This is a genomic window from Herbiconiux sp. UC225_62 (assembly GCF_042694625.1).
Lineage (GTDB): Bacteria > Actinomycetota > Actinomycetes > Actinomycetales > Microbacteriaceae > Herbiconiux.
In genome coordinates this window covers 3,341,285-3,366,010 of record NZ_CP170551.1, presented here as the reverse complement: position 1 = coordinate 3,366,010, position 24,726 = coordinate 3,341,285, and the positions used below count along the sequence as shown (strand labels likewise).

Sequence of the window (24,726 nt, the reverse complement as noted above, 5' to 3'; positions counted from 1 at the left end):
CGGGAGACGGGACGGCCTCAGGCCGGCGGCGCGGTGTGCACCTTGAGCTGCGCCGCCGTCAGGCCTTCCGACGCGATCAGTTCGACCGCGTCGGCGGCGTCGACGATGAGGTTCGGCAGCGTCTCCCGCTCGGTGGAGGAGAAGTTCTGCAGCACGAAGTCGGCGGCCTGCTGCCTTCCGGGTGGGCGGCCGATGCCGACGCGCACCCGGATGAAGTCGGCACTGCCGGAGGCGCCGATGATGTCGCGTAGGCCGTTGTGGCCCCCGTGTCCGCCCCCGGCCTTGAGCTTCAGGGTGTCGAAGGGGATGTCGAGCTCGTCGTGCACCACGATGACGTGGTCGGGCGGGATGTCGTAGTACTTCATCAGCGCGTTGACGGGCCCGCCCGACACGTTCATGTAGGTGTTGGCCTTCGCCAGCACGAACCGTGGCCCACCGGGGACGACCCGGCCCTCGGCCACGACCGCGTTGGCCTTGTGCGACGTGAAGGTCGCGCGCATCCGTTTCGCCAACTCGGCGACGACCATCTGCCCCACGTTGTGACGGTTGGCGGCGTAGCCGGGCCCGGGGTTGCCGAGCCCGACCACGAGCCAGAGATCCGTGCTCACGTCGTCAGAGGTTCTCGAATGCGGTTCGGAGCGGAGGGACTACTCGGCGCTCTCGTCGGACGCGGACTCGGCCTCGGCCGACTCCGACTCGCCCTCGGTGGCGGCGTTCTCTTCGCTCTCGACCGCGGCCGGCACGGTGATGCCGACGATGACGAGGTCCTCGTCGCTGATGAGGGTCGAACCCTTGGGCAGCTCGACGTCCTTCGCGTGGATGAGGGTGCCTTCTTCGAGGCCCTCGATGGAGACGACGATGCGCTCGGGGATGTTCGTGGCCTCGACCTCGACCAGGATGGTCGACGCGTCCTGCGTGGCGATGGTGCCCGAGTAGGACTCGCCCTCGAGGTGGATCGGGACCTCGACCTGGACCTTCTCGCCCTTGCGGACGACGATGAGGTCGATGTGCTCGATGATCTGGAGCACGGGGTCCTTCTGCACGTCCTTGACCAGGGCGAGCTGCTCCTTGCCCTCGATGTCGAGTTCGAGCACGGCGTTCGCCTTGCGCAGGATGAGGCCGACCTGGTGGCCCGGGAGGGTCACGTGCTGGGGCTCGGTGCCGTGGCCGTAGATCACGGCGGGGATCTTGCCGGCGGCGCGGATGCGGCGCGCAGCGCCCTTGCCGAAGGTGGTGCGGGTTTCCGCGGAAACGCGGGTGTCGTCTGCCATGATGTGCTCCTTCGCGAGCCGATTCAGCTCGCACTCGTATGTGTTCAACTCGACCGCATGAAGCGAGAGGAAAGACGTGCTAAGCCAAATCCACCGCGTCGATAACGGATGCGCGCGCTGGGGCGTGCATCCCTCGCCGAAGTTCAGTGGCCTAGCCTAGCGCATCCGCTCTACTACGCTGGAGGCATCCAACTCTACGAGGAGCATCAGCCATGTCTACGCCTGCTGGAACCGCCAACATCGGAGTCGTCGGAATGGCGGTGATGGGCTCGAATCTCGCCCGCAACCTCGCCAGCCGTGAGGGCAACACGGTCGCGATCTACAACCGCAGCCCCGAGCGCACCCGGAAGTTGACGTCGGAGCATCCCGAGGCCGGTTTCGTCGCGTCGGAGTCGGTCGACGACTTCGTGGCGTCGCTCGCGAAGCCGCGTACCGCGATCATCATGGTGCAGGCGGGCGCGGGAACGGATGCCGTCATCTCCGAGCTCGCGGAGCGGTTCGAGCCGGGCGACATCATCGTCGACGGTGGCAACGCGAACTTCCACGACACGATCCGTCGGGAGAAGGATGTCTCGGCCAAGGGCATCCACTTCGTCGGCACCGGCATCTCGGGCGGCGAGGAAGGTGCGCTGAACGGCCCCTCGATCATGCCCGGCGGAACCGCCGAGGCCTACAAGACGCTCGGTCCGATCCTCGCGTCGATCGCCGCGGTCGCCGAGGGCGAGCCCTGCGTGACCCACATCGGTACCGACGGTGCCGGACACTTCGTGAAGATGGTGCACAACGGCATCGAGTACGCCGACATGCAGCTCATCGCCGAGGCGTACGACCTGCTCCGCACCATCACCAAGCGCGAGCCGGCCGAGCTGGCCGAGGTGTTCACCGCCTGGAACTCCGGCGACCTCGAGTCGTACCTGATCGAGATCACCGCGGAGGTGCTGAAGCAGGTCGACGCGAAGACCGGCAAGCCCTTCGTCGACATCGTGCTCGACCAGGCCGGCGCCAAGGGCACCGGCGCGTGGACGGTGCAGAACGCCCTCGACCTCGGCACCCCGGTCGGCGGCATCGCCGAAGCCGTGTTCGCCCGCTCGGTGTCGTCGCACCCCGAGCAGCGTTCGGCCGTGCAGGCCACCATCACCTCACGGCCTTCCGTGGTGGAGGTGGATGTCGACACCTTCGCCGACGACATCCGCGCCGCGCTGTACGCGTCGAAGGTGGTGGCGTACGCGCAGGGCTTCGACGAGATCATCGCCGGCGCCAAGCAGTACGGCTGGGACATCGACAAGGGCGCCGTCGCGAAGATCTGGCGGGCCGGGTGCATCATCCGCGCCCAGTTCCTCAACCGCATCGTCGAGGCGTACCAGAACAACCCCGACATCACCTCGCTGCTCGAAGACCCGTACTTCGCCTCCGCCGTCGCGTCGGGCGAGGAGGCGTGGCGCCGTGTGGTCTCGACCGCCGCACTCTCAGGCGTCCCGGTTCCCGGATTCGGATCGGCACTGTCGTACTACGACTCGCTCGCCTCGAAGCGCCTCCCGGCCGCGCTCGTGCAGGGACAGCGCGACTTCTTCGGCGCCCACACCTACAAGCGCGTCGACGAAGAGGGCGTGTTCCACACCCTGTGGTCGGGCGACCGCACCGAGATCGCGACGGAGCCGTCCACCCACTAGGTTTCACCCCTGGGTTTTCACCCCTAGTTCTTGCCCCCAAACGTCCTTCCCTGCGGGATTTAGGACGTTTGGGGGCAATTTCTTTACGCCTGTTTCCTTGTCTCGATGAGGGGGCGCCAGAAGAAGGCGAAATCGTCGGTGGGGGCTCCCAGTTGGTGCTGGGTGAAGACGGCGGCGACCAGGTCGCGGTCGGGGTCGACGTAGGCGCTCGTGCCGGTGCCGCCGGCCCAGCCCCAGCGGCCGGGCGAGCGCCACGGCTCCTCGGCCAGTGCGACCGCGCGGAAGGCGTCGCCGTCGATGCTCGCCCCCGGTCGCGGAAGCAGGTCGACGCCGGTCTGCCAGCCCCAGCCGTAGCCGGCGCCGCCCAGGTCGTCGAGTCCGATCCGCTGGTCGTCCGTGAGGTGGTCGCTCGTCATCCGGATGCGCTGATCGCGGGTGAGGAGTTCGTCGTCGTCGATCGCGGTGAGGAATCGGAGGAAGTCGGGCACGCTCGAGACGAGTCCGCCGCGTAGTGACTCCATGAGGGGCGGATGCGAGAACGCCGTCACCAGGCCGTCGGCGACCTCGAGGTCGAGCGGCAGGGTCGGGTCTTCGATGCCGCTCCGCGGCTCCCCTTCTCGCAGGCGGTAGGGCGTCGGGATCGGGCCGGGCACGAAGAACGCCGTGCTCTCCAGACCCAGTGGATCGACGATGCGAGTGCGTACGAGGTCGCCGAGCGTGCCGCCCGTTGCCCGTGCGAGCAGGATCGAGAGCACGTCGGCCGCCGTGTCGTAGGCGAAGCGGTCGCCGGGCCGGCGTGCCAACGGCAGCGCGCCGAGTCGAGCGGCGAACTCGTCCGGCGTCAGTTGAGCCGGCACCGGGCCGGTGGCGACTCCCGCCTCGGCCATCGCCCGGGTGAGGGCGGTCTCGGGGAAGGGGAAGGCGAACCCCGCCGTCATCGAGAGCAGGTCGCGCACGACGATGGGCCGGTCGGACGGCACGGTCTCGTCGAGACGGGCATCGGGACGCTCGAGAACACGCGGCTCGGCGAACTCCGGCAGCCAGGTGTCGATCGGGTCGTCGAGCGCGAACACCCCTTCATCGAGGAGCATCGTGGAGAGCGCACCGGCGACGAGCTTGCCGAGCGACGCCACACGGAACGGAGTGGCGGGAGTCATCGGCGGCGAGTCGCGGCCGAACGCCTGGCTTCCGGTCGCGAAGTACTCGGTCTCGCCCCGGAAGCGGACGCCGGCGACGATGCCGGGCGCGTACCCGCCGGCCACGGTGCGCTCGAGCGACTTCCGGACGTGGTCGAAAGTGGACATGCTTCACAGTCTCCACCCGCTGTCGACCCGCTGCCGATGATCGGGAGCGTTCGGCTAGGCGGGTTCTTCGGCCTTGACTCGCTGACCGACCACGGCTGAGACGCCGTCTTGGCGCATCGAGACGCCGTAGAGGGCGTCCGCGATCTCCATCGTGCGCTTCTGGTGGGTGATGACGATGAGTTGGGAGGTCTGCCGGAGGTCTTCGAAGATCGTCAGCAGACGCCCGAGGTTCGCGTCGTCGAGGGCCGCCTCCACCTCGTCCATGATGTAGAACGGGCTGGGGCGGGCCTTGAAGATCGCGATCAGCAAAGCCACCGCGGCGAGCGAGCGCTCCCCGCCTGAGAGCAGCGACAGCCGCTCGATCTTCTTGCCCGCGGGCTTCACCGAGACCTCGATGCCCGTGGTGAGCATGTTGCCCGGATCGGTGAGATGGATCGAGCCCGTTCCGCCCGGGAACAGGATCGGGAACACCTGCGTGAACGCTTCCTTGGTGTCGGCGAACGCGCTCTCGAAGATGGTCTGCATCCGGTCGTCGATCTCTTCGATGATCGTCAGGAGGTCTTTGCGGGTGTTCGTGAGGTCGGTGAGCTGCTCGGTGAGGAACTTGTGCCGCTGTTCGAGCGCGTCGAACTCTTCGAGGGCGAGCGGGTTGACCCGGCCGAGTTCGGCGAGCTTGCGCTCCGCCTTCGCGAGGCGCTGCTGCTGCTCCGTGCGCACGAAGGGGCGACCGGTAGGTGCTACGCGCCGCTCCTGGGTCTGTTCTTGATCCTGCTCCTCCTCCCGCTCCCGCTCCGCGGCACAAGCCCCGTCGTCGCCGACTGCGTCGTCGTCGTCCGTCTCGTCCAGCTCCGCCGTCGCTGCAGCCACCGCCGCGGCGCTCGTGTCGATGAGCACGACCTCGCTGTCATCCGGAATCAGCTGATCGGGCCCGTACTCGGCGACCAGCACCTCTTCGATGAGGCCCAACTCTGACCCCACGCGCTCGAGCAGACTCGACAGATGCAGCTTCTTCTCGTAGATCTGCAACTCGAGACCGTGGACGTTCTCGGTGATCGCCTGGAGGCGCTCCCGGAGCCCGGCCTCGTCACGGCGGAGCGCCAGCAACTCCTCGTTCTGCTCGGCACGCTCGGCCTCGCGCTGCGCCAGTTGCACCTTCGCCTCACTGACCGATCTGTCGATCGAGTCGAGCACAGGGGGCAGCGACTCGACGACGTCGGTCGCCGCTTCGATCTGCCGACGGCGGATCACCGCGCGGCGGGCTGCGGCTTCGGCGGCGGCGCGGTCGGCGTCGAGCTGCTTCTCGAGGGCGCCGGTGCGGGCCTGCTCGGCGCGTACCCGCTCACGAGCGGTCTCGACGCCCAGCCGCGCCTCGACCTCGCGGTCGCGCGCCGCTTCGAGCTCGGACAAGAGACCGTCGCGCGAACTGACGTCAAGGATCGGACGGGGACGCTCGCGCACGGCTTCGAGGTCGCCTCTCGCCTTGTCGGCCGCTTGCTCTGCCTGGCCGACTGCATCCTGAGCCAACTGCAACGCCTTCTGGAGGCGTTCGAGCTCGCCCGTGCTCGCCTCGACCTGGGCTTTGAGCCGGCCGAGCTTCTCGGTGCGCGCGGCGAGCTTGGCATCGTATTCGCGCAGCGCCGACAAGGCCGCCTGCGACTGTTCCTTGGCCACCTGGGCGATGCCGCGCTGCTCGGCCAGTGCGAACCGAGCCCGTTCGATCGTGGAGTTCTCTTCGTCGAGCGAGATCGCAGCCGAGTCGCGTTCGGCCACCAGCTCGATGCGCGACCGTGTCGCTCCCGATCCGCCTCGCAGGATGAAGCGGGTGAGCACCTCGCCGCTGCGGGTGACGACCGTGAGACCGGCCCCGGCCGATGGCTCGAGCGCCACCCAGGCGCGGCGCGCGGCATCGAGGTCGTCGGCGATGACCATGGACTGCAGGATGCCGAGCACCCCGCCGGGGGCGGTGACGACCGAGGTGGCGGGGACGACGCCCTCGACGGCGGCGAATGCGTCGGTGCCGCCCGCCTGCGCGGTGCCACCCGCTCCGCCCCCTGGAGCGGCGTCGGCGATGATCAATTCCACCCGCCCCATGTCGCCCTCGGCGGCGGCGTTGGCAGCGGCCACGGCCGACTCCACCGAGTCCGCGAGCACCGCGTCGGCCAGCGTGCCGAGCGCGGCGGCGATCGCCGCTTCGAAGCCCGGGGTGACCTTCACGTGCTCGGCCACGAGCCCGCGCACACCGTCGAGACGGGCCGCGACGAGTTCGGCGGAACCGTCCTTCTGGTCGAGGGCCATGGTGAGTGCACTCGTTCGGGCGGCGAGTGCATCGCGCTCACGCTCGTGGGTGTGCAGTTCTTCACGGAGGCGTTCGATCTCGGCCTCCGCCTCGAACACCTGCGACTGTGCGAATTCGTAGGCCTCGTCGAGGTCGGTCTCGTCGACCTCGCCGACGGCCGCCTCGGCTTCGGCTCGGACGAAGTCGGCCTGCGCCGTCTCGCGTCGCGCCGTTGCGGCATCGAGCGCGTTCTGCTGCCGCAGCACCTCGCCGCGCACGGTGGCCAGCCGGGTGTTGGCCGACTCGAGCTGCCCGGTGAGCTTCGAGAGCTCGAGGTCGTGCTTCGACACGAGGGAGCTCTGGTAGGCGATCTGCTCATCGAGCGCGTCGAGCGAACTCCGAGCCCGGGTGGTGACCAGTTGCGCGGCCTCCCACGCCGCCTGCGCCGCGGCGACCTCGCCCTGCAGGCGGACCACCTCGGCCTTCGAGTCGCTCACCATGGAGGGCGTGACACTCGGACCGGCATCCGGAACGCTCTCCTCGCTGCCGAGAAGGGCGAGCCTCTGGGTGGCGAGGTTGTAGAGGTTGCGCAGCCGCTCCTGCACGGACTCGAGCCCGAAACTCGTGCGGCGGGCCAGATCGACGGCGTCGCCGACCTGGGCCTGCTCGAGCCGGTTGACGCGAAGCTGGTTCTGTTCGAGCCGCTCCTGCAGCACGATGCGCTCGGTGTGCCGCTCGCTCTCGCTGCGGGAGTGGGCATCCAGAGCCGTTCGGAGGCCCACGATCTCGTCGGCCAGCAGCCGGGCCCGGGCATCGCGCACGATCGCGGCGATCGACTGGGCTTCCTTCGCGATCTCCGCCTGGCGGCCGAGTGGCTTCAGTTGCCGGCGGATCTCCCCCGCCAAGTCGCTCAACCGGGTGAGGTTCGCCTGCATCGCCTCGAGCTTGCGCTGCGTCTTCTCCTTGCGACGACGGTGCTTCAGGATGCCCGCGGCCTCCTCGATGAATCCGCGCCGCCCCTCGGGGGTCGCGTGCAGCACGGCATCCAGCTGCCCCTGGCCCACGATGACGTGCATCTCACGGCCCAGCCCCGAGTCAGACAGGAGTTCCTGCACATCGAGCAGCCGGCAGCTGTCGCCATTGATGGCGTATTCGCTCCCGCCGTTGCGGAACAGCGTGCGGCTGATCGTGACCTCGGAGTACTCGATCGGCAGTGCGCCATCCGCGTTGTCGATGGTGAGGGTGACCTCGGCTCGACCGAGCGGACCCTTGGTGCTCGTGCCGGCGAAGATGACGTCTTCCATCTTGCCGCCGCGGAGAGTCTTGGCCCCCTGCTCGCCCATCACCCAGGCCAGGGCGTCGACCACGTTGCTCTTGCCGGAGCCGTTCGGGCCGACCACGCAGGTCACACCCGTCTCGAACGCGAAGGTGGTGGGGTTGGCGAAGGACTTGAATCCCTTGAGGGTCAAGCTCTTCAGGTACACGCGCCGCCTCTCATCCCGCTTTCGCGCCTCCGGTGTGCACTACGGTATCGAATCCCGCGCCCGATCCCGTGCAATGACGGGCATCGGGGCCTCATCGGGCCCGCAGCACGCAGAACTCGTTGCCCTCGGGATCGGCGAGCACCACCCAGCTCACGTCGTCGCCCTGCCCCACATCGGCGCGGGTCGCCCCGGCCGCCAGCAGCCGTTCGACCTCGGCGGCCTGGTCGTCGGGCCGGAAGTCGAGGTGAAGCCGGTTCTTCAGCGACTTCTTCTCCGGCACCGGGACGAACAGGATCGACGGCTGGGCCTCGGCGTGCGGGGCGATCTCCACCTCCTCCTCGTCATCGGCCTCGTAGGTGACGGGCCAGCCGAGCACGTCGCTCCACCAATGGGCGAGGTCTCGCGGGTTCTCGGAGTCGATCACGATCTGGGTCCAGGTGAGTGTCATGCCGACCACGGTAGGGGGCATCCGCTGCGCTTCGAAAGGGGTGTGGAGAACGAGCGGCGCCGGGAGGGTTCTCCACAGCCTTACGCTGGAGAGGACGCGAAAGGAATCCCGGATGGCCCTGAAGGCACTGGTCTCCCCCGGCCCGGAACTGACCCGCGAGGAGCTGGTGCGGTACGCCCGGCAGATCGCGCTCCCGCACCTCGGCGTGGAGGGCCAGCGACGTCTCAAGGATTCACGCGTGCTCGTGCTCGGCGCGGGCGGTCTCGGCTCCCCCGTCCTGCAGTACCTCGCCGCTGCCGGCGTCGGCACCATCGGGATCGCCGATCACGACGTCGTCGAGGTGTCGAACCTGCAACGGCAGACCATCCATACGGATGCGCGGGTCGGTGAACGCAAGACCGCCTCCGCCGCGGCCGCGGTGCGTGCCCTCAATCCGCTCGTCGACGTCATCGAGCACGACGAAGAGGTCACCACCTCGAACGTGCTCGAACTCGTCTCCGAGTACGACGTGATCGTCGACGGAACCGACAACTTCGAGGTGCAGTACGTCGTCGACGCCGCCTGCGCGCTGGTGGGCAAACCGCTCGTCTGGGCGTCGGTGCTGCGTTTCGACGGGCAGGTCACCGTGTTCTGGGCCACCGCCCCCGACGGCCTCGACCGCACCCTCGACGACCTCTACCCGGAGCAGCCGGATGCCGACCCCGCCGAGTCCTGCTCGGTCGCCGGCGTCCTCGGTCCGGTCTGCGCCGCCCTCGGCGCCGTGATGGCCACCGAGACGCTCAAGCTGCTCGGTGGCTACGGCGAGCCCCTGCTCGGTCGCCTGCTCGTGCACGACGCGCTCGACGCATCCTGGCGCGAGGTGCCGTTCGGGCACGCGACACCGCGGGCCAAGGCCGCGAATATCGGCGAGCCCTACAGCGTTACCAACCAGGGAGTGGGCGCAACCGGCCCCGCGACCAAGCTCTTCGAAAGGCAGTCCGTGACCGACGCATCCGCTTCACCCGCCTCCCCCGCCCCGCTCGACTCCATCTCGCCGACGGAGTTGAAGGATCTGCTCGACGCCCGCGGGCGCGGCGACGCCGATTTCGTGCTCGTCGACGTGCGGGAGCCGCACGAACACGCACTCGTGTCGATCGACGGCGCCGAACTGGTGCCGCTCGGTCAGATCCTCAGCGACGCCGCCCGCGAGATCCTGCCGCCGCAGGAGAAGGTGATCGTGCACTGCCACCACGACGCGCGGTCGCAGCGCGCGGCAGCGGCCCTTCGCCAGAACGGGTGGGAGGACGTGGTGTTCGTGCGCGGCGGCATCGACGCTTGGGTCACGGATGTGGAGCCCACGAAGCCCCGGTACTAGCGTCGCGCCGCCGCGACCGGCCGAACTCGTCGGTCAGCCGCCGGCGAAGGGCGGGAGCACGTCGAGGTCGTCGCCCTCGCGCAGCACGGTGGTGCGATCGGTGGTGGCGTGCTGGTTCAGGATGAAGGAGCACCGGTCGAGCACCGCCGCTGCGGTATCCGGATCCGGAGCTCCGGCGGCCAGCTCCCGCATCAGTGCATCGATCGTGGCGCCCGCGGCGTCGGCTTGTTCCTCGCCCACGCCGAGGGCGGCCTTCGCCGCGGCGAAGTAGCGGATGCGGATGCCCACTCAGCCGCCGATCGCGCTCATCGGACGGTCGGGCTGGGCGAATCCGGCCTCGTTCATGTGGTGGCCCGACGGCTTGGCCCACATCGCGCTCCGCCAGAGGTCGGCGAGCTCGGCGTCGGCGGCGCCCTCGCGCAGAGGCCCGAGCAGGTCGGTCTCGGTGTGCGAGAAGAGGCAGCTGCGGACCGCGCCCTCGGCTGTGAGCCGGGTGCGACGGCAATCCGCGCAGAACGGCTCGCTCACGGAGGCGATGATGCCGACCAGTCCGAGCATGGGTCCATCCGGTCCGTCGGCCTGCTCCCGCACCTGGAAGAGTTCGGCGGGGGCGCCGTCGCGGGGTGCGTCGTCGGGGCTCAGGAGGTAGCGCACCGCCAGCCGCTCGCGGATCTGCGCGGCCGTGATCATCGACTCACGCTCCCAGGTGTGGTCGGCGTCGAGCGGCATCTGCTCGATGAAGCGCAGCTGGTGCCCGCCGGCCAGTGCCCACTCGAGCAGCTCGACGGCCTGGTGGTCGTTGATCCCCGGCATCAGCACCGCATTGATCTTCGTGGATTTCAGCCCGGCGGCTCGCACGGCGTCGATCCCCGACAGCACGCGATCGAGGAACGGTCGCCGGGTGATCTTCGCGAAGGTCTCCGGATGGATCGAGTCGAGCGACACGTTGATCCGGTCCAGACCCGCTTCGGCGAGCGCCGTCGCCCGGCTGGTGAGGCCGATCGCATTGGTGGTGAGCGAGATCTCGGGGCGGGGCTCGAGCGCCGCGACCGACCGGATGATCTCCACCAGGTCTTTGCGCAGCAGCGGCTCGCCCCCGGTGAAGCGCACCTGGCGCACCCCGAAGTCGGTCACCGCGATGCGGGCGAAGCGGGTGATCTCCTCGAGCGACATCAGTGCCGGCGGTGCCAGGAACGGGAGACCCTCGGCCGGCATGCAGTAGGTGCAGCGGAGGTTGCAGCGGTCGGTGAGCGAGATGCGCAGGTCGGTGGCCTCGCGGCCGAAGCGATCGACGAGACCGGATGCGTCGGGCCGTTCGGCCGGCAGAGCGACCGCCGGGCGGATCCCGCCCGTCGCGACGAGGCGGTTCGAACCGGCAGCGGGACGCGGCTGCGGCATTCCCAGGACGACGCTCATGGTGAAAGCCTACGCGCCATGCCTGCGAACCCGCCCGCGCGCCGTACGGGCGATCGTCGTCAGCGTGCCGTACGGAAGCGCCGTCGAGCCGCCAGGATCGTGTGAGGAGCGCCGCTTCCCGGGACCGGCAGGCGTAGAGCTGAGTCATGCACAGCCATACCGTCTCCGGACGCCACCCCTCCGGACACCGCCGATGACCCTCACCACCATCATCCCCTCGCTCCGCCGCAGCATCCCCGACCCGCTGTCGGCCGACCGGTGGCCCGAGCACACCGTCGCGACCACCACCGACGTCCTCGTCGCCGGAATCTCCCTGCTGCGGCTCGTCGAGCTCTGCGGCACTCCGTGCGTGCACACCGCGGCGGCCGTCGTGCCGGGCACTCACGGACGACCGTCACCCACCGCGCAGGCCTGCGTCGTGGTCGTGCGCATCCTCGACGTGGAGCGGATGCCGGCGGACCCGACGGCGAGCACCCGGCCTCTCCGCGTGATCGTCGACGGCGATCTCGGCCACGCGCATCCGGTGCCGAGCGAAGCGCGCCTGGTCGGGCGCGTCTCGACCGCGCGTCGCGTGGTCGCGGAGTGCGTCTCGAGCGACGAGCAGACCGTCGTCGTGCCGGTGCCGGAAGACATCCATGTCGGCGACCTGCTCGCCGTCCCGTGCGTGGACACGGTGCCGCTCCGGGCCCTCCGCGAGCACTGATCGCCCGTCCGGTGGCACGCCTCGCACCGGCCCTCGACCGGTGGTGCGGACAGCGATGGTGCAGACTGGAGCGATGCGCACGATCGAGGACCATCGCCGTGACGTGACGGCGCTCGTGGCCGGCATCTCGAGCGCCCTCGACACCGAGATCCTGACCGTCTCGGGCGACGAGTTTACGGCGCACCCGCAGCGTTACGCCCACCGGGTACTGGCGTCCGATCTGGTCGCTCCGTCGAGCCTTCCGGCGTTCGACAACTCGCAGATGGACGGGTTCGCGGTGCGATCCGCGGATCTCGAGACCGCCTCCCCTGGCTCGCCGGTCAGCCTCCCCGTGTCGGCCCGGATCGCCGCGGGCGACACCTTCGGCCGCCATGCCTCCGGCACCGCCACGCCGATCATGACCGGCGCAGCCGTGCCGGAGGGCGCGGACGCCGTCATCCCGATCGAGCGCGCCGATCCCTCCGTCTTCCCGGCCCCTTCGAGCGACGCCACCGTGCGGTTCACCGAGCCCGTCCTGCCGGGCACGTTCGTGCGGGAGGCCGGCTCCGACATCGCGAGCGGACAAACTCTCCTGCGCGCCGGAAGCCGGCTGAGCGCGGCGCAGCTGGGCGTCGTCGCGGGCACCGGCGCGACGACGGTGCCCGTGCGGCGCCGGCCGCGGGTGCTGCTCGTCTCCACGGGTCACGAGATCCGCGATCCGGGGTCGCAGCTGCGACCCGGGCAGATCTACGACGCGAACACCGTCGCGCTCACCGCCTCCCTTCAGAGCATCGGATGCGCGGTGACGGCGATTCCGTGCCGGTCCGACGACGCGGCCGACCTTCTCGACATCGTCACCCGCGCAGCGCCCGGGGTCGATCTGGTCGTCACGGTCGGCGGGGTCAGCGCGGGCGCGCGCGAGGTCGTGCGCGACGCCTTCGAGTCGCGCGGAGTGCGCTTCGAGAAGGTGGCGATGCAGCCGGGCGGACCGCAGGGATTCGGCCTCGCGACCCTGCCGGAGGCCATCCCGGTCGTCTGCCTGCCCGGTAACCCGGTGAGCGCCCTCGTGTCGTTCGAGGCGTTCCTGCGACCCGCCATCCTCTCGGCGCTCGGCGTCTCCTCCCCGCTGCGCGAACTGCGCCGCGGGCGCGCATCGCACGCGTTCGACTCCCCGGCCGGCTCCCACCAGCTGCGCCGCGGGATCGTGCGCGAAGACGGCACCCTCGAGCTGGTGGGCGGACCATCGAGTCATCTCCTGCATTCCTACGCCGAGTCCACGGTCCTGGTCCACGTTCCCGTGGGCGTCTCGGCCGTCGCGGCCGGCGACGAACTCGACTACTGGAGGATCGATGGCTGACGGCACCGAACTGACGCACATCACCGCCGACGGATCGGCGCACATGGTCGACGTGTCCGGCAAAGCGGTGACCAAGCGTGTCGCCACGGCCCAGGCTGTGGTGCACACCCGGCCCGAGGTCATCGCGATGCTCATCGCGGGCGACCTCCCGAAGGGCGAGCCCCTCGCGGTCGCCCGGGTGGCCGGGATCCTGGCGGCGAAGCAGACCCCGAACCTCATCCCGCTCTGCCATCCGTTGCCCCTCTCCGGAGTGACCGTGGAGTTCAGCACTGACGAGTCGAGCATCCGGATCGAGACCTCGGTCACCACCACCGGAGTCACCGGGGTCGAGATGGAGGCGCTGACCGCCGCATCCGTCGCCGCCCTGACGGTGTACGACATGATCAAGGCCGTGGATCGCGGAGCGACGATCACCGACATCGAGGTGCTCTCGAAGTCGGGCGGCGCCAGCGGCGAATGGGTTCGGGCATGACCCCCCACGACGAGCACCCCGATCACCGCGATCCTTCGGGATCCGGCGCGGGCCTTCCTCGCAGGGCGCGGGTGGTCGTCGCCTCGAACCGCGCCGCGGCGGGCGTCTACGCCGACACGACCGGTCCCGTCATCCGCGACTGGCTCGCCGCGCGCGGCTGGGACGCGACCGTTCTCGTGGTGCCCGACGGCGAGCCCGTCGGTGCAGCCCTCCGCGAGGCCATCGACGAGGCCCTGCCCCTCGTCGTCACGACCGGCGGGACCGGCGTCTCGCCCACGGATCGCACGCCCGAAGAGACCCGCGCACTGCTCGATTTCGAGGTGCCCGGTCTCGCCGAAGAGATCCGGCGGGTCGGCGCCACGAAGACACCGCTCGCCATCCTCTCGCGTGGCCTGGCCGGTGTGGCCGGACGCACGCTGATCGTCAATGTCCCGGGTTCGTCGGGTGGGGTGCGCGACGGCCTCTCGGTGCTCGACGGGGTGCTCGATCATCTGGTGGATCAGATTCATGGGGGTGACCATGCCAGACACGACTGACATCGGCGGAGATCCGGGGAAGACGAGGGATGTCGACGCCCAAGAAGCTCCCGCCGCGGAGTCGGATCGGGTCGTCTTCGCCCGGGTCGCCGAGTCGGCCATCTCGGTCGAGGAGTGCGCCGCCGCCGTCGAGGGGGCCGCCTCGGGAGCGGTCGTCACATTCGCCGGAGTCGTGCGCGACCACGACGAGGGACGCGGCGTGATCGCCTTGAGCTACAGCGCGCACCCGAGCGCCTCGGCGGTCATCCAGGAGGTCGCGCTCGACGTCGCCCGCGCGCATCCGGCCGTCACCGTCGCGGTGGCCCACCGTGTGGGCGACCTGGGCATCGGCGACGTGGCTCTCGCCTGCGCGGTCGCCTCCGCCCACCGCGCCGAGGCGTTCGCGGCGTGCGCCGCACTCGTCGACGAGGTCAAGGCGAAGGTGCCGATCTGGAAGGAGCAGTCCTTCGACGACGGCACCTCAGAATGGGTCGCTTCCATCGGCTGAGCTCGGAAGGCCGTTCTGATCAGGCCGAATGGACGTCCGTCGTCCAGTTCTGCACAGTCAGGTCGACGAGAGGAATTACCCCCAGAACGGCCGACGTTACACCGCCGACACATCGCTGAGGTCTACTAATGGTGCAACAGCAGATTCGAACGGAGCACCAGTGGACCTGAACACCATCGCGGCCATCGTCCCCGCCCGTCGTCGCGACGATCTCACCGCGCTCGGCGCCACCGCCGCTCCCCTCGCCGGTGGGTCGTGGCTCTTCTCCGAGCGGCAGGACCACCTCGCCTCGCTCGTCGACCTGATGACCTTCAGCTGGCCGTCGCTCACCGTCACCAAGACGGGGCTGGAAGTGGCCTCCACCTGCACGCTCGCGGAGCTGGCGGCCCTGCCCGACGACCACGGGTGGCCGGCGCATCCGCTCTTCTTCCAGTGCTGCACCGCTCTGCTCGGTTCGTTCAAGGTGTGGAACGTGGCGACCGTCGGGGGCAACATCTGCGCCTCGCTACCGGCCGGGCCGATGACGTCGTTGTTCTCGTCGCTCGACGCCGAGGCGCTGATCTGGCGTGCCGACGGGAGCGACGAGCGGATGCCGGTGGCCTCGTTCGTCACCGGCAACGGCACCAACGCCCTACGACAGGGTGACGTCCTGCGGGCGGTCGAGGTTCCCCTCGCCGCGCTGCAGGCGCGCACGGCCTATCGCAAGATCGCGCTCTCGCCCCTCGGGAGGTCGGGCGCGGTCATCATCGGGCGACTCGACCGCGACGGCGCCTTCACGCTCACGGTGTCGGGGGCGACGTTGCATCCCGAGCAACTCCGCTACGCGTCGCTCCCGGATGCTGCCCGGCTCACGACCGATGTGGAGAGCATCGAGACCTGGTTCACCGATCCGCATGGGGCTGCCGACTGGCGGAGGGCGGTGTCGGCCGTTCTCGGCCGGGAGATCCTGGCCGAGCTCTCGGAGCCCGACACGGCCGTCACCGCGGGTTCGGAGGTCGCCCGATGAAGTTCATCATGAACGGCGAACAGCTCGAGGCCGATCCGGCGCCCGGGCAGTGCCTGCGCACCTTCATCCGCGATCAGGGTCACTTCGAGGTGAAGAAGGGCTGCGACTCGGGCGACTGCGGGGCCTGCTCGGTGATCGTCGACGGCACCCCGGTGCACTCCTGTGTCTTCCCGGCCTATCGCGCGGAGAACACGATCGTCACCACCGTCGCCGGACTCGGCGACCCGTCCGATCTGAGCGCCGTGCAGGAGAGCTTCGTGGAGAACGCGGGCTTCCAGTGCGGTTTCTGCACGGCCGGCATGGTGGTCACGGCCACCACACTGAAGCCGGAGCAGCTCGACGATCTGCCGCGCTTGATGAAGGGCAATCTGTGCCGCTGCACGGGCTACCGGGCGATCGAGGCGTCCATCCGGCAGGGTGTCTGCGAGGCGGCGTCCCTCCGCGGCGACGACCACGGCCGTGCTGACGGCGCGGGCTGCGGCGGAGTGAGCGGCGAGGTGCGGAAGACGGGTCGGCCGGATGCTGCGTCCGCGCCCACCCCAGGAAGCCCTGCCCCGCTGACGGTCGGCACCTCGGTGGGAGCACCCGCCGGTAAACGCGTCGTCACCGGTCGGGAGCCTTACACGCTCGACGTCGCCGTTCCAGGGCTCACTCATCTCAAGCTGCTGCAGAGCCCTCACGCGCACGCACGTGTGCTGTCGCTCGACACGAGCGCTGCCGAAGCGCTGCCCGGGGTGCACGCGGTTCTCACGGCCGCGGACTCCCCCGACACGCTGTACTCCACCGCCCGGCACGAGTTCCGCACCGACGACCCCGATGACACGAAGGTGTTCGACACCGTGGTGCGTTTCCGCGGTCAACGGATCGCCGCCGTCGTGGCCGATTCCGTCGCCATCGCCGAAGCCGCCTGCCGTCTCATCCACGTCGAATACGACGTGCTGCCCGCCGTCTTCGACCCCGAAGAGGCCCGTCAGCCCGGCGCGCCTCTGCTGCACGCCGACAAGCCGTCGTCGGAGTCGCGCGTGGCCGAGCCGGAGCGCAATGTCATCGCGTCCGTCCACTCCGAAGTCGGGTCGGTCGCCGAAGGACTCGGCGCCGCCGACGTGCGCGTGTCCGGCACGTGGCAGACACACCGGGTCTCGCACGCGGCCCTCGAGACCCACGGCACGATCGGTTGGATCGACGACGACGGTCGCCTGGTGCTGCGCACCAGTTCGCAGGTTCCGTTCCTCGTGCGCGACGAGATCAGCCACATCTTCGGGCTCGAGCCCGACCGGGTGCGGGTGTTCACCGCGCGGGTCGGTGGCGGCTTCGGCGGCAAGCAGGAGATCCTCACCGAAGACGTGGTGACCCTGGCCGTGCTGAAGACCGGACGGCCGGTGCAGTTCGAGTTCACCCGCAGCGACGAGTTCACCCTGGCGCCGTGCCGCCACCCCATGCGGGTGTCGGTCGAGCTCGGAGCCACGAACGACGGCAAGCTCACCGCCATCGCCATCGACGTGCTGAGCGACACCGGAGCGTACGGGAACCACGGTCCTGGCGTGATGTTCCACAGCGTCGGCGAGACCGTGAGCCTCTATACGGCTCCGCACAAGAAGATCGACGCGGAGGTGGTGTACACGAACAACATCCCCTCCGGGGCGTTCCGGGGCTACGGGCTCGGGCAGGTCGTGTTCGGCATCGAGTCGGCGATGGACGAGCTGGCCGTGAAGCTCGGGATCGACCCCTTCGAGCTGCGTCGCCGCAACGCCGTGCGACCCGGGGAACCGCTCGTCGCGGCCCACGTGGAGGGCGACGACCTGACCTTCGGCAGCTACGGTCTCGATCAGTGCCTCGACCTCACGCAGAGTGCGCTGGCACGCGGCAACGGTGTGGCAGCGCCTGGGGGGCCGGAGTGGTCGGTGGGCGAGGGGATGGCGGCGACCATGATCGCCACGCTGCCGCCGCGCGGCCACTTCTCGCAGGCGAGCATCACCCTGGAGGCCGACGGCCGCTACCTCATCGGTGTCGGCACCTCGGAGTTCGGCAACGGCACCACGACGGTGCACACGCAGATCGCCTCGAGCGTGCTCGGCACCACGGTCGACCGTGTCCGCATCCAGCAATCCGACACGGATGCCGCGAAGTACGACACCGGCGCGTTCGGGTCGGCGGGCATCGTGGTCGCCGGCAAGGCCCTGCATGCCGCGGCGCTCGCCCTGAAGGCCGATGTGCTGCGGGTCGCCGCGGAGATCGTGGGCACAGGGACCGGGTCGGAACCCGCTGGAGCTTCCGCCCTGGATTCGGGGGACCTGGGTCCGGACGGGGTGCGGATCGGAGATCGCCTCGTGACCCTCGCCGAGATCGCCGCCGCCTCCGGCGGGTTCCTCACTGCCGAAGGTTCAGAAGACGGATCGAAGCGCTCGCTCGCCTTCAATGTGCACGGAGTCCGGGTCGCGGTGAACTCGGCGACCGGCGAGGTGCGGATCCTGCAGTCGGTCCAGACCGCGGATCCGGGTTTCGTCATGAACCCGGCGCAGCTGCGTGGACAGGTGGAAGGTGGGGTCGCCCAGGCGATCGGGTCGGCGCTCTACGAGGAGATGATCCTCGACGAAGGGCGGGTGACGACACAGGTCTTCCGGAGCTACCACCTGCCCCAGATGGTCGACGTGCCGGAGACCGAGGTGTACTTCGCCGAGACGGACGACGAGGTCGGGCCGTTCGGTGCCAAATCGATGAGCGAGGCTCCGTACAATCCCGTGGCGGCGGCACTGGCGAACGCCGTCCGGCGCGCGACCGGTGTGCGGCCGCATGAACTTCCGATCTCGCGCGACCGGGTCTGGAGGATGCTCAACACCTGAGCGGGCTGGGGCCACGACTTGGGCTGTGGTGAGGGCTCGTCGGACGAGGATCCGAGCCACGTCGCCTCAGCGCAGGGTGCGGTGTGCGGCTGCGGCGATCACACCGGAGAGCCGTTCGAGCGAGCGCGTGTGCAGTTGCCACTGCTGCCAGTAGAGCGGCACGTCGATGGCGCCCTGAGGATCGAGGTCGACGAGCGTCGTGGCGGCGGAAGGATCCCTCGAGGGGTCGCTCTGCAGATCGGGGACCATCCCCCAGCCGAAGCCGAGCCGCACGGCCGCGACGAAGTCACCCGAGGCGGGCACGAAATGGCGCGGAGGATCGACCGGTGCCGTCGTGCGCGCTCGGAGGTAGGCATCCTGCAGGTCGTCGCGTCGGTCGAAGACCACGACGGGCGCGACGGCCAGCGATTCGGGAGTGACGCCGTCCGGGAACCACGCCGCCGCGAACGCGGGACTGGCCATCGGCCGATAGCGCATCGCGCCGAGCAGCGTCGACGAGCACCCCTGTACAGGCTCGGCCACCGCCGTGATCGCCGCCATCACCGTCCCTTCGCGGAGCAGCGTCGTGGTGTGCGCCTGGTCTTCCCGATAGAGGTCGAACGCCATGGTCGACGCGAGTTCGGAAAGCGCCGGCAGAATCCAGGTGGCGAGCGAGTCGGCGTTGACGGCAATGGGCATCCGCACCGGTGCCGGACGGGCACGGGCATCACCGAGAGAACCGGGATGCCCACCCGCAGCGCCGTCACCCGGCCGGTCGTCGGGGTCACCGAGTCCGCGCAGCGCGTCACCGGCCAACATCTCGATCTGGCGGGCCAGGAGCAGGATCGCCTCCCCGGACTCGGTCGCGCGCACGGGTTTGCTCCGCTGCAGCAGCACGCGGCCGACGGCGCTCTCCAGCGCCTTGATCCGCTGACTGACGGCGGACGGCGTGACGTTCAACGCACGAGCCGCGGCCTCGAAGCTGCCTTCGGTGACGGCGGCACTGAGGGCGGCCAATTGAGCGAGATCCCATTGCATGATTAGCGACTCTAATGCAGCATCAGAATGATTAGCTGGATTGCGGACCAGTCCCCGCCTACTGTCGAGAGGTGCCCGCATCGATCGACCCCCTCTCAGCCCTCGCCGGCTTCGGCTTCGGCCTCTCGCTCATCGTCGCGATCGGGGCCCAGAACGCTTTCGTGCTGCGCCAGGGACTCCTCCGCCGGCATGTGTTCGCGGTCGTCGCCGTCTGCGCCCTCTCGGATGCGGTGCTCATCGGCGTCGGAATCAGCGGGGTCGGCCTGGCGATCGACCGCCTGCCGGTGCTCATGACGATCGTGCGGATCGGCGGCGCCGCCTTCCTGGTCGTGTACGGCGTGCTCGCCGCCCGACGAGCGCTGCGACCCTCGGCACTGGCTCCCGACACCACGCGCCTGACCGCCGGGCTCGCCGCCACCGTCGCGACCTGCCTCGCACTCACCTGGCTCAACCCGCACGTCTACCTCGACACGATCGTGCTGCTCGGGTCGGTGGCGAACTCCCACGGCGATTCACGCTGGCTCTTCGGCATCGGCGCGGCCATCGCGAGCGTCGTGTGGTTCACCGCGCTGGGTTATGGTGCGCGACTGCTCCGACCAGTCTTCGCACGACCGCTCGCCTGGCGCATCCTCGACGGCGTCATCGCGCTCGTGATGTTCGCCATCGCGCTGTCGTTGATCCTCGGCATCTGACACCCCCGAAAGCCGTCCGGCACCCACGAAAAACACCGCAATTGTCGGTCCAACCGGCATTTCGTTGTCGACGGTCGCGGGCTCCCGCCCCTACGCTGGTGGCGTGAAGGTGCAGCCGGGGGACGAACGCGACACCGTCTGGGAGCGTGTCGAATCCGTCTTCCGCGTGTTCTTCTACTCGGGCGACGGACCCTTCACCACGCAGGCGCACGACCTGACCGACACCACGTTCATGGAAGCACTCGCCTGGGCCGAGCAATCGGCCGGTAAGGACCGGCTCTTCTCGATCGCCCTGCTCGCCGACGATCCCTACGGCGCGAAGGGCCTGGTCTGGCTGGTCGGCATCGACGCCAACAGCAGCCCGCACGACACCGTGGAACGCCGCCTCTACAACGAGCTCGACCGGCAGCCCAAGTCGTTCATCGAGCGCGGCCGCCGCGCGCGGATGTGACGCGAAGCCGAGCGAACGACTCGACCGAGTGTCTCAGAGCGCGAGCAGCTCCCCCACCGCCGCCGTCACCTGCCGCGCGACGTCGCGCTCGTCGACCCGCACCAGTCTGCCTTCGCGCACGACCTCACGGCCGTCGACGAGCAGGAGGGAAAGGGGCGGCTGCGCGCCGAGGGTGAGCGCGGCGACGGGATCGACGATCCCCGCGTGCTCCACACCGTCGATCTTCCAGAGGGCCAGATCGGCGAGCTTCCCGACCTCGATCGACCCGAGCTCGCGATCGCGGCCGAGTACCCGGGCACCACCCATGGTGGCGAGGTAGAGCCCGGACCGGCCGCTCATCCCGTCAGCGCCCGCGCGCAGCCGGTTGACGAGCACCGACATCCGGATCTCCGTGCCCAGTTGCCCGGATTCGTTCGAGGCCGATCCGTCGACGCCGAGCCCGACCGGCACACCGGCGGCGAGCAACTGCGGGATGGGCGCGATCCCCGCCGCGAGCCGCGCATTCGACGACGGGCAGTGCGCGACCCCCGTGCCCGTGGCGGCGAAGCGGGCGATCGCGTGCTCGTCGAGGTGCACGCAATGGGCCATCCAGACGTCGTCGCCGAGCCAGCCGAGATCGTCGAGGTACTCGGTGGGGGTGCGACCGAAGCGCTCGAGGCAGTACGCGTCTTCCTCCACCGTCTCGGAGCCGTGCGTGTGCAGGCGCACGTCGAGCGAGCGGGCGAGCACGGCGGCCTCCCGCAGCAGGTCCGACGTGACCGAGAACGGCGAGCAGGGCGCGATGGCGATCTTGACCATCGACTCGCGCGACGGGTCGTGGAACCGGGCCACCGCATCCGCACTCGCCTGCAGTGCGTCGGCGGTGGTCTCGACGGCGAAGTCGGGCGGCAGCCCGCCCTGCGACGCACCGAGATCCATCGAGCCGCGGGTGCCGTGCAGCCGGACACCGAGCGATCCTGCCGCGTCGACGATGCCGCCGAGGATGTCTCCCGCCCCGCGCGGGAAGACGTAGTGATGATCGCCCATCGTCGAGCATCCCGACAGCGCACCGACGGCCATGCCGCCGAGAGCGCCGGCGCCCACCGTGTCGGCCGTGATCTTCGACCAGGTGGGGTAGAGCGTGGTGAGCCAGTCGAACAGGATCGAGTCCTGCGCGATGCCGCGCGTCAGCCACTGGTAGAGGTGGTGATGTGTGTTGATGAGTCCCGGGGTGAGGAGGTGCCCCGTGCCGTCCACCCGCGTGACGGTGCGAAGGGAAGCGGATGCCGGCGCATTGACCCCCGAAGCCGGGTTCGACGACCCCGCCAGCGCCCAGGCCGGGGCCGGTCCGGCACCCACTGCGACGATCTCCCGCCCGTCGACCACCACGTGCCCGGAGTCGTATTCCGTTCCGGCTATGTCCACGGTCGCGACGTAGGCGTTCTCGATGACGATCCGCTGTTCAGAGCTCATTCGCGGCCTCCATGGCGCTCGATCGGTGGATGGGCCCGTCGGTCGTGCGGAGCGAAGCACCCGAGCGCCGAGTTCGCACGGCGAGGATCTCGGAGAGGATCGACACCGCGGTCTCCTCGGGCGTCGATGCGCCGATGTCGAGCCCGATCGGCGAGTGCAACGAGTCGAGCGCCGCAGGGTCGAGACCGCGCTCGAGCAGCGCCCGGACGCGCCGCTCGTGCGTCGTGCGGGAGCCCATGGCACCCACGTAGGCGACGGGGAGCGCGAGGGCGACCTCGAGCAGCGGTATGTCGAACTTGTCGTCGTGCGTCAAGATGCACAGGGCCGTGCGCTCGTCGACGGCGGTCTGTGCCAGGTAGTCGGACGGCCACTGATTGACCACCTCGGCCGACGGGAATCGTTCGGGCGTCGCGAACACCGGCCGGGCGTCGCAGACCGTGACCCGATAGCCCAGCAGGGCGGCGGCGTTCGAGAGCGCGACGGAGAAGTCGACCGCGCCGAAGATGATCATCCGCGGCGGAGGGGCGCTCACCAGGAAGACGGCGTCGACCGCCTCACCGTCGCAGTCCACGCTCCGTCGCACCGAGCGACCGGCGTGGACCGCGGCGTCCAGCGCCGCGAGCACCCGGGCGCGGACGACGGTCCCGTCCGCGTCCTCGTGCGCCGCCAGAACGTCCACCAGCTCGCCCGCCGTGACGAGTGCGAGCCCGGCCGCGCGCCCCGCCGCGGCCCGCTCGAGCTCGTCGAGAACAGGCCCGGAGAGGGCGTTCCGCGCGCCCGGGAGCCCGAGCTCCTGCACGAACACGCGCAACCGGCCCCCGCACGCCAGACCCACTGCGAACGCGTCGGCGTCACTGAAGCCGAACTCGCAGACCTCGGCCTCACCCGACGCCAGCACCCGCTCGCAGGCTTCGTACACCGCGCCCTCGACGCAGCCGCCGGAGATGCTGCCGATGACCCGGCCCTCGTCGTCGACCGCCATCGAGGTGCCCAGCGCTCGCGGCGCACTGCCGTCGACACCGATCACGGTGGCGACCGCGATCCGGTGCCCCGCTGCCAGCGAAGCGAGCAGCGCAGAGGCGAGTTCGAGCATCCGTCCCTCCGATCCACGGTCTGAGAGCACGAGCCTACGGCTTCGGCGTCATCAGCCTGACACATGAAAGTGTTACAAAATCACCATGCTCATCATCCACGACGCCGCCCACATCGTCATCGACGCCAGGACCGAACGGAGCGCGGATGACGCGAACCGCTTCGTGGTCGACCCGGAGAACGACGCCGTCGAGCACCTCGACGCGAGCGGATGCGTGGTGACGCCCGGACTCGTCAACGCCCACCATCACCTGCTGCAGAGCGCCTTCCGCACCCTTCCGGGAACCCGAGGGGTACCCATGCACGTCTGGCTGCCGACGATGGCGGCGGCGTATGCCGAGATCGGCATCGATCCCGAGCTGGCCCACGCGTCAGCGCTCGTCGGGGTGGCCGAAGGGCTGCTCGACGGCGTGACGACCGTCGCCGACCATCACCTCACCTGGCCATCCGGAAGCGACACGGTCGGCATCGCGCGAGCGACCGCGGCGGCGGCCCGCGAGCTCGGCGGCCGTCTGGTCTTCGTGCGCGGCTCGGCGCGTGACGATCCCGAAGAGGCCGCGGCCTCGGCCGACGCGATCGCCGACGCGCTGGTTCCGGATGCGCCCGGCGGAATCTCCGACGACGGGATGCTGCAGTTCGCGGTCGGCCCCGCCGGCGTGCACAGCGACAGCGAGGCGACGTTCCGGCTGCTCGGCGAGGTGGCCGCCCGTCGCGGGCTGCGACGCCGCACGCAGGCGAACGAACAGGTCGACGTGGCGATCGCCCTCGAGAAGTACGGCAAGCGGCCGGTCGCCCTGCTCGAGGAGTGGGGCTGGCTGGCGCCCGACGTGACGCTTGCCCACCTCTGCGCGGTGACGGACGACGAGATCGCGCTGCTCGCGTCCCGCGGCGTCACCGCGACCCACGCGCCGGGCTGCGACCTGCCGATGGGCTGGGGCATCGCACCCGTCGCGGCTCTGCGCGAGGCGGGCATCGCGGTGGGTCTCGGCACCAGCGGCGGCGGCAGCAACGACGCCGGACACCTCCTCGCCGACGCCCGGCTCGCCATGCAGGTGGCGCCGCTCGCCGGCCCGCCGATCGACGCGCGGAGCATCCTGTCGATGGCGTCGGAGGGCTCGGCGATCGGTCTGGGCCGCCCCGAGCTCGGCCACCTCCGCCCCGAGGCGGCCGCCGACCTCTGCGTCTGGGACGTCTCCGGCGTCGCGGATGCCGGCGTCGCCGACCCCGTGGCCGGCCTCCTGTGGGCCTCCCCCGGCCGTCGCCCCCGCCACGTCGTGGTCGGTGGCCGAGTCGTGGTGCGCGACTACGAACTCGTCGCCCACGACCAACGCGCCCTGGCGTCGGCCCTGAACGCTCTGCTCGCCACCCGTCGAAACTGACCCACGAGACCGCCCGCGACGGGCCCTACTCGACGACCCTG

Annotated in this window: 22 protein-coding genes; 12 read left to right on the top strand and 10 right to left on the bottom strand. The window is 70.0% G+C overall.

All coding sequences use genetic code 11. The annotated features are described in order from the left end of the window. Positions 1 to 17 precede the first annotated feature (17 nt). Positions 18 to 608, bottom strand: coding sequence for an aminoacyl-tRNA hydrolase (gene pth, locus ACFJGU_RS16495; protein WP_382304795.1), 591 nt, complete (start codon positions 606 to 608; stop codon positions 18 to 20). 39 nt (positions 609 to 647) lie between these two features. Beyond that, on the bottom strand, positions 648 to 1,271 hold the full coding sequence (locus ACFJGU_RS16490) for a 50S ribosomal protein L25/general stress protein Ctc (protein ID WP_382304793.1): 624 nt from the start codon (positions 1,269 to 1,271) through the stop codon (positions 648 to 650). A 212-nt stretch (positions 1,272 to 1,483) separates the two neighbouring features. On the opposite strand from ACFJGU_RS16490, the gene gndA reads away from it, so the two are divergent. Next, positions 1,484 to 2,941, top strand: a complete 1,458-nt coding sequence (gene gndA, locus ACFJGU_RS16485) for an NADP-dependent phosphogluconate dehydrogenase (protein ID WP_382304791.1) — start codon at positions 1,484 to 1,486, stop codon at positions 2,939 to 2,941. Between the two features lie 83 nt (positions 2,942 to 3,024). Here the strand turns inward: gndA and ACFJGU_RS16480 are convergent, their stop codons facing one another. The 3 genes from ACFJGU_RS16480 to ACFJGU_RS16470 form a co-directional block, all read right to left on the bottom strand. Continuing rightward, the gene (locus ACFJGU_RS16480; protein WP_382304789.1) at positions 3,025 to 4,245 is read right to left on the bottom strand and encodes a serine hydrolase domain-containing protein; all 1,221 of its coding nucleotides are present in this window, start codon (positions 4,243 to 4,245) and stop codon (positions 3,025 to 3,027) included. 54 nt (positions 4,246 to 4,299) lie between these two features. Further along, positions 4,300 to 8,004 (bottom strand): chromosome segregation protein SMC, encoded by a 3,705-nt coding sequence (smc, locus tag ACFJGU_RS16475; protein WP_382304788.1) that lies wholly within the window; start codon positions 8,002 to 8,004, stop codon positions 4,300 to 4,302. A gap of 91 nt (positions 8,005 to 8,095) precedes the next feature. Continuing rightward, positions 8,096 to 8,452 (bottom strand): VOC family protein, encoded by a 357-nt coding sequence (locus ACFJGU_RS16470; protein ID WP_382304786.1) that lies wholly within the window; start codon positions 8,450 to 8,452, stop codon positions 8,096 to 8,098. A 112-nt stretch (positions 8,453 to 8,564) separates the two neighbouring features. Between ACFJGU_RS16470 and moeB the strand changes: the two genes are divergently transcribed. Then, entirely contained in the window at positions 8,565 to 9,806 is a 1,242-nt protein-coding gene (moeB, locus tag ACFJGU_RS16465; RefSeq protein ID WP_382304784.1) for a molybdopterin-synthase adenylyltransferase MoeB, read from the top strand. A gap of 33 nt (positions 9,807 to 9,839) precedes the next feature. On the opposite strand, the gene ACFJGU_RS16460 is transcribed toward moeB, so the two are convergent. Then, on the bottom strand, positions 9,840 to 10,094 hold the full coding sequence (locus ACFJGU_RS16460) for a MoaD/ThiS family protein (protein ID WP_382304782.1): 255 nt from the start codon (positions 10,092 to 10,094) through the stop codon (positions 9,840 to 9,842). Next, positions 10,095 to 11,222: a GTP 3',8-cyclase MoaA gene (gene moaA, locus ACFJGU_RS16455; protein WP_382304780.1), complete on the bottom strand. Its 1,128-nt coding sequence runs from the start codon at positions 11,220 to 11,222 to the stop codon at positions 10,095 to 10,097. 193 nt (positions 11,223 to 11,415) lie between these two features. On the opposite strand from moaA, the gene ACFJGU_RS16450 reads away from it, so the two are divergent. From ACFJGU_RS16450 to ACFJGU_RS16420, 7 genes are all read left to right on the top strand, one after another. Further along, positions 11,416 to 11,925, top strand: coding sequence for a hypothetical protein (locus tag ACFJGU_RS16450; protein ID WP_382304778.1), 510 nt, complete (start codon positions 11,416 to 11,418; stop codon positions 11,923 to 11,925). A gap of 73 nt (positions 11,926 to 11,998) precedes the next feature. Beyond that, a complete protein-coding gene (gene glp / locus ACFJGU_RS16445; protein WP_382304776.1) occupies positions 11,999 to 13,261 on the top strand; it encodes a gephyrin-like molybdotransferase Glp in 1,263 nt (420 codons plus the stop codon). Continuing rightward, the gene (gene moaC, locus ACFJGU_RS16440) at positions 13,254 to 13,733 is read left to right on the top strand and encodes a cyclic pyranopterin monophosphate synthase MoaC (RefSeq protein WP_382304774.1); all 480 of its coding nucleotides are present in this window, start codon (positions 13,254 to 13,256) and stop codon (positions 13,731 to 13,733) included. The genes glp and moaC overlap by 8 nt, the downstream gene beginning before the upstream one ends. Beyond that, positions 13,730 to 14,269 (top strand): molybdenum cofactor biosynthesis protein B, encoded by a 540-nt coding sequence (locus tag ACFJGU_RS16435; RefSeq protein WP_382304772.1) that lies wholly within the window; start codon positions 13,730 to 13,732, stop codon positions 14,267 to 14,269. The genes moaC and ACFJGU_RS16435 overlap by 4 nt, the downstream gene beginning before the upstream one ends. Then, the gene (locus ACFJGU_RS16430) at positions 14,253 to 14,756 is read left to right on the top strand and encodes a molybdenum cofactor biosynthesis protein MoaE (RefSeq protein ID WP_382304770.1); all 504 of its coding nucleotides are present in this window, start codon (positions 14,253 to 14,255) and stop codon (positions 14,754 to 14,756) included. The genes ACFJGU_RS16435 and ACFJGU_RS16430 overlap by 17 nt, the downstream gene beginning before the upstream one ends. 160 nt (positions 14,757 to 14,916) lie before the next feature. After that, complete coding sequence (locus tag ACFJGU_RS16425; RefSeq protein WP_382304768.1) at positions 14,917 to 15,762, top strand: FAD binding domain-containing protein; 846 nt, start codon at positions 14,917 to 14,919, stop codon at positions 15,760 to 15,762. Beyond that, on the top strand, positions 15,759 to 18,602 hold the full coding sequence (locus tag ACFJGU_RS16420; protein ID WP_382304766.1) for a molybdopterin-dependent oxidoreductase: 2,844 nt from the start codon (positions 15,759 to 15,761) through the stop codon (positions 18,600 to 18,602). Before ACFJGU_RS16425 ends, ACFJGU_RS16420 begins: the two co-directional genes overlap by 4 nt. Positions 18,603 to 18,668: 66 nt before the next feature. On the opposite strand, the gene ACFJGU_RS16415 is transcribed toward ACFJGU_RS16420, so the two are convergent. Continuing rightward, entirely contained in the window at positions 18,669 to 19,619 is a 951-nt protein-coding gene (locus tag ACFJGU_RS16415) for a LysR family transcriptional regulator ArgP (RefSeq protein ID WP_382304764.1), read from the bottom strand. A gap of 71 nt (positions 19,620 to 19,690) precedes the next feature. Between ACFJGU_RS16415 and ACFJGU_RS16410 the strand changes: the two genes are divergently transcribed. Next, entirely contained in the window at positions 19,691 to 20,311 is a 621-nt protein-coding gene (locus tag ACFJGU_RS16410; RefSeq protein WP_382304762.1) for a LysE/ArgO family amino acid transporter, read from the top strand. A gap of 103 nt (positions 20,312 to 20,414) precedes the next feature. Continuing rightward, positions 20,415 to 20,762, top strand: a complete 348-nt coding sequence (locus ACFJGU_RS16405; protein WP_382304760.1) for a hypothetical protein — start codon at positions 20,415 to 20,417, stop codon at positions 20,760 to 20,762. Positions 20,763 to 20,795: 33 nt separating this feature from the next. Here the strand turns inward: ACFJGU_RS16405 and ACFJGU_RS16400 are convergent, their stop codons facing one another. Together ACFJGU_RS16400 and ACFJGU_RS16395 are read right to left on the bottom strand one after the other, a co-directional pair. Then, a complete protein-coding gene (locus ACFJGU_RS16400) occupies positions 20,796 to 22,214 on the bottom strand; it encodes an 8-oxoguanine deaminase (protein WP_382304758.1) in 1,419 nt (472 codons plus the stop codon). Then, entirely contained in the window at positions 22,204 to 23,337 is a 1,134-nt protein-coding gene (locus ACFJGU_RS16395; protein ID WP_382304756.1) for an XdhC family protein, read from the bottom strand. The genes ACFJGU_RS16400 and ACFJGU_RS16395 overlap by 11 nt, the downstream gene beginning before the upstream one ends. A gap of 55 nt (positions 23,338 to 23,392) precedes the next feature. Between ACFJGU_RS16395 and ACFJGU_RS16390 the strand changes: the two genes are divergently transcribed. Beyond that, positions 23,393 to 24,685 carry an amidohydrolase family protein gene (locus tag ACFJGU_RS16390; RefSeq protein WP_382304754.1) on the top strand — a complete coding sequence of 431 codons (1,293 nt, stop codon included), beginning with the start codon at positions 23,393 to 23,395 and terminating at the stop codon, positions 24,683 to 24,685. Positions 24,686 to 24,726 lie beyond the last annotated feature (41 nt).

What these genes read in the sequence shown, in the direction of transcription:
- ACFJGU_RS16390 (WP_382304754.1), top strand. Translation starts at nt 23,393, where the DNA reads ATGCTCATCATCCACGACGCCGCCCACATCGTCATCGACGCCAGGACC.
- gndA (WP_382304791.1), top strand. Translation starts at nt 1,484, where the DNA reads ATGTCTACGCCTGCTGGAACCGCCAACATCGGAGTCGTCGGAATGGCG.
- glp (WP_382304776.1), top strand. Translation starts at nt 11,999, where the DNA reads ATGCGCACGATCGAGGACCATCGCCGTGACGTGACGGCGCTCGTGGCC.
- ACFJGU_RS16415 (WP_382304764.1), bottom strand. Translation starts at nt 19,619, where the DNA reads ATGCAATGGGATCTCGCTCAATTGGCCGCCCTCAGTGCCGCCGTCACC.
- ACFJGU_RS16430 (WP_382304770.1), top strand. Translation starts at nt 14,253, where the DNA reads ATGCCAGACACGACTGACATCGGCGGAGATCCGGGGAAGACGAGGGAT.
- ACFJGU_RS16450 (WP_382304778.1), top strand. Translation starts at nt 11,416, where the DNA reads ATGACCCTCACCACCATCATCCCCTCGCTCCGCCGCAGCATCCCCGAC.
- ACFJGU_RS16480 (WP_382304789.1), bottom strand. Translation starts at nt 4,245, where the DNA reads ATGTCCACTTTCGACCACGTCCGGAAGTCGCTCGAGCGCACCGTGGCC.
- moaA (WP_382304780.1), bottom strand. Translation starts at nt 11,222, where the DNA reads ATGAGCGTCGTCCTGGGAATGCCGCAGCCGCGTCCCGCTGCCGGTTCG.
- ACFJGU_RS16400 (WP_382304758.1), bottom strand. Translation starts at nt 22,214, where the DNA reads ATGAGCTCTGAACAGCGGATCGTCATCGAGAACGCCTACGTCGCGACC.
- ACFJGU_RS16490 (WP_382304793.1), bottom strand. Translation starts at nt 1,271, where the DNA reads ATGGCAGACGACACCCGCGTTTCCGCGGAAACCCGCACCACCTTCGGC.
- ACFJGU_RS16470 (WP_382304786.1), bottom strand. Translation starts at nt 8,452, where the DNA reads ATGACACTCACCTGGACCCAGATCGTGATCGACTCCGAGAACCCGCGA.
- moaC (WP_382304774.1), top strand. Translation starts at nt 13,254, where the DNA reads ATGGCTGACGGCACCGAACTGACGCACATCACCGCCGACGGATCGGCG.
- moeB (WP_382304784.1), top strand. Translation starts at nt 8,565, where the DNA reads ATGGCCCTGAAGGCACTGGTCTCCCCCGGCCCGGAACTGACCCGCGAG.
- ACFJGU_RS16435 (WP_382304772.1), top strand. Translation starts at nt 13,730, where the DNA reads ATGACCCCCCACGACGAGCACCCCGATCACCGCGATCCTTCGGGATCC.
- ACFJGU_RS16420 (WP_382304766.1), top strand. Translation starts at nt 15,759, where the DNA reads ATGAAGTTCATCATGAACGGCGAACAGCTCGAGGCCGATCCGGCGCCC.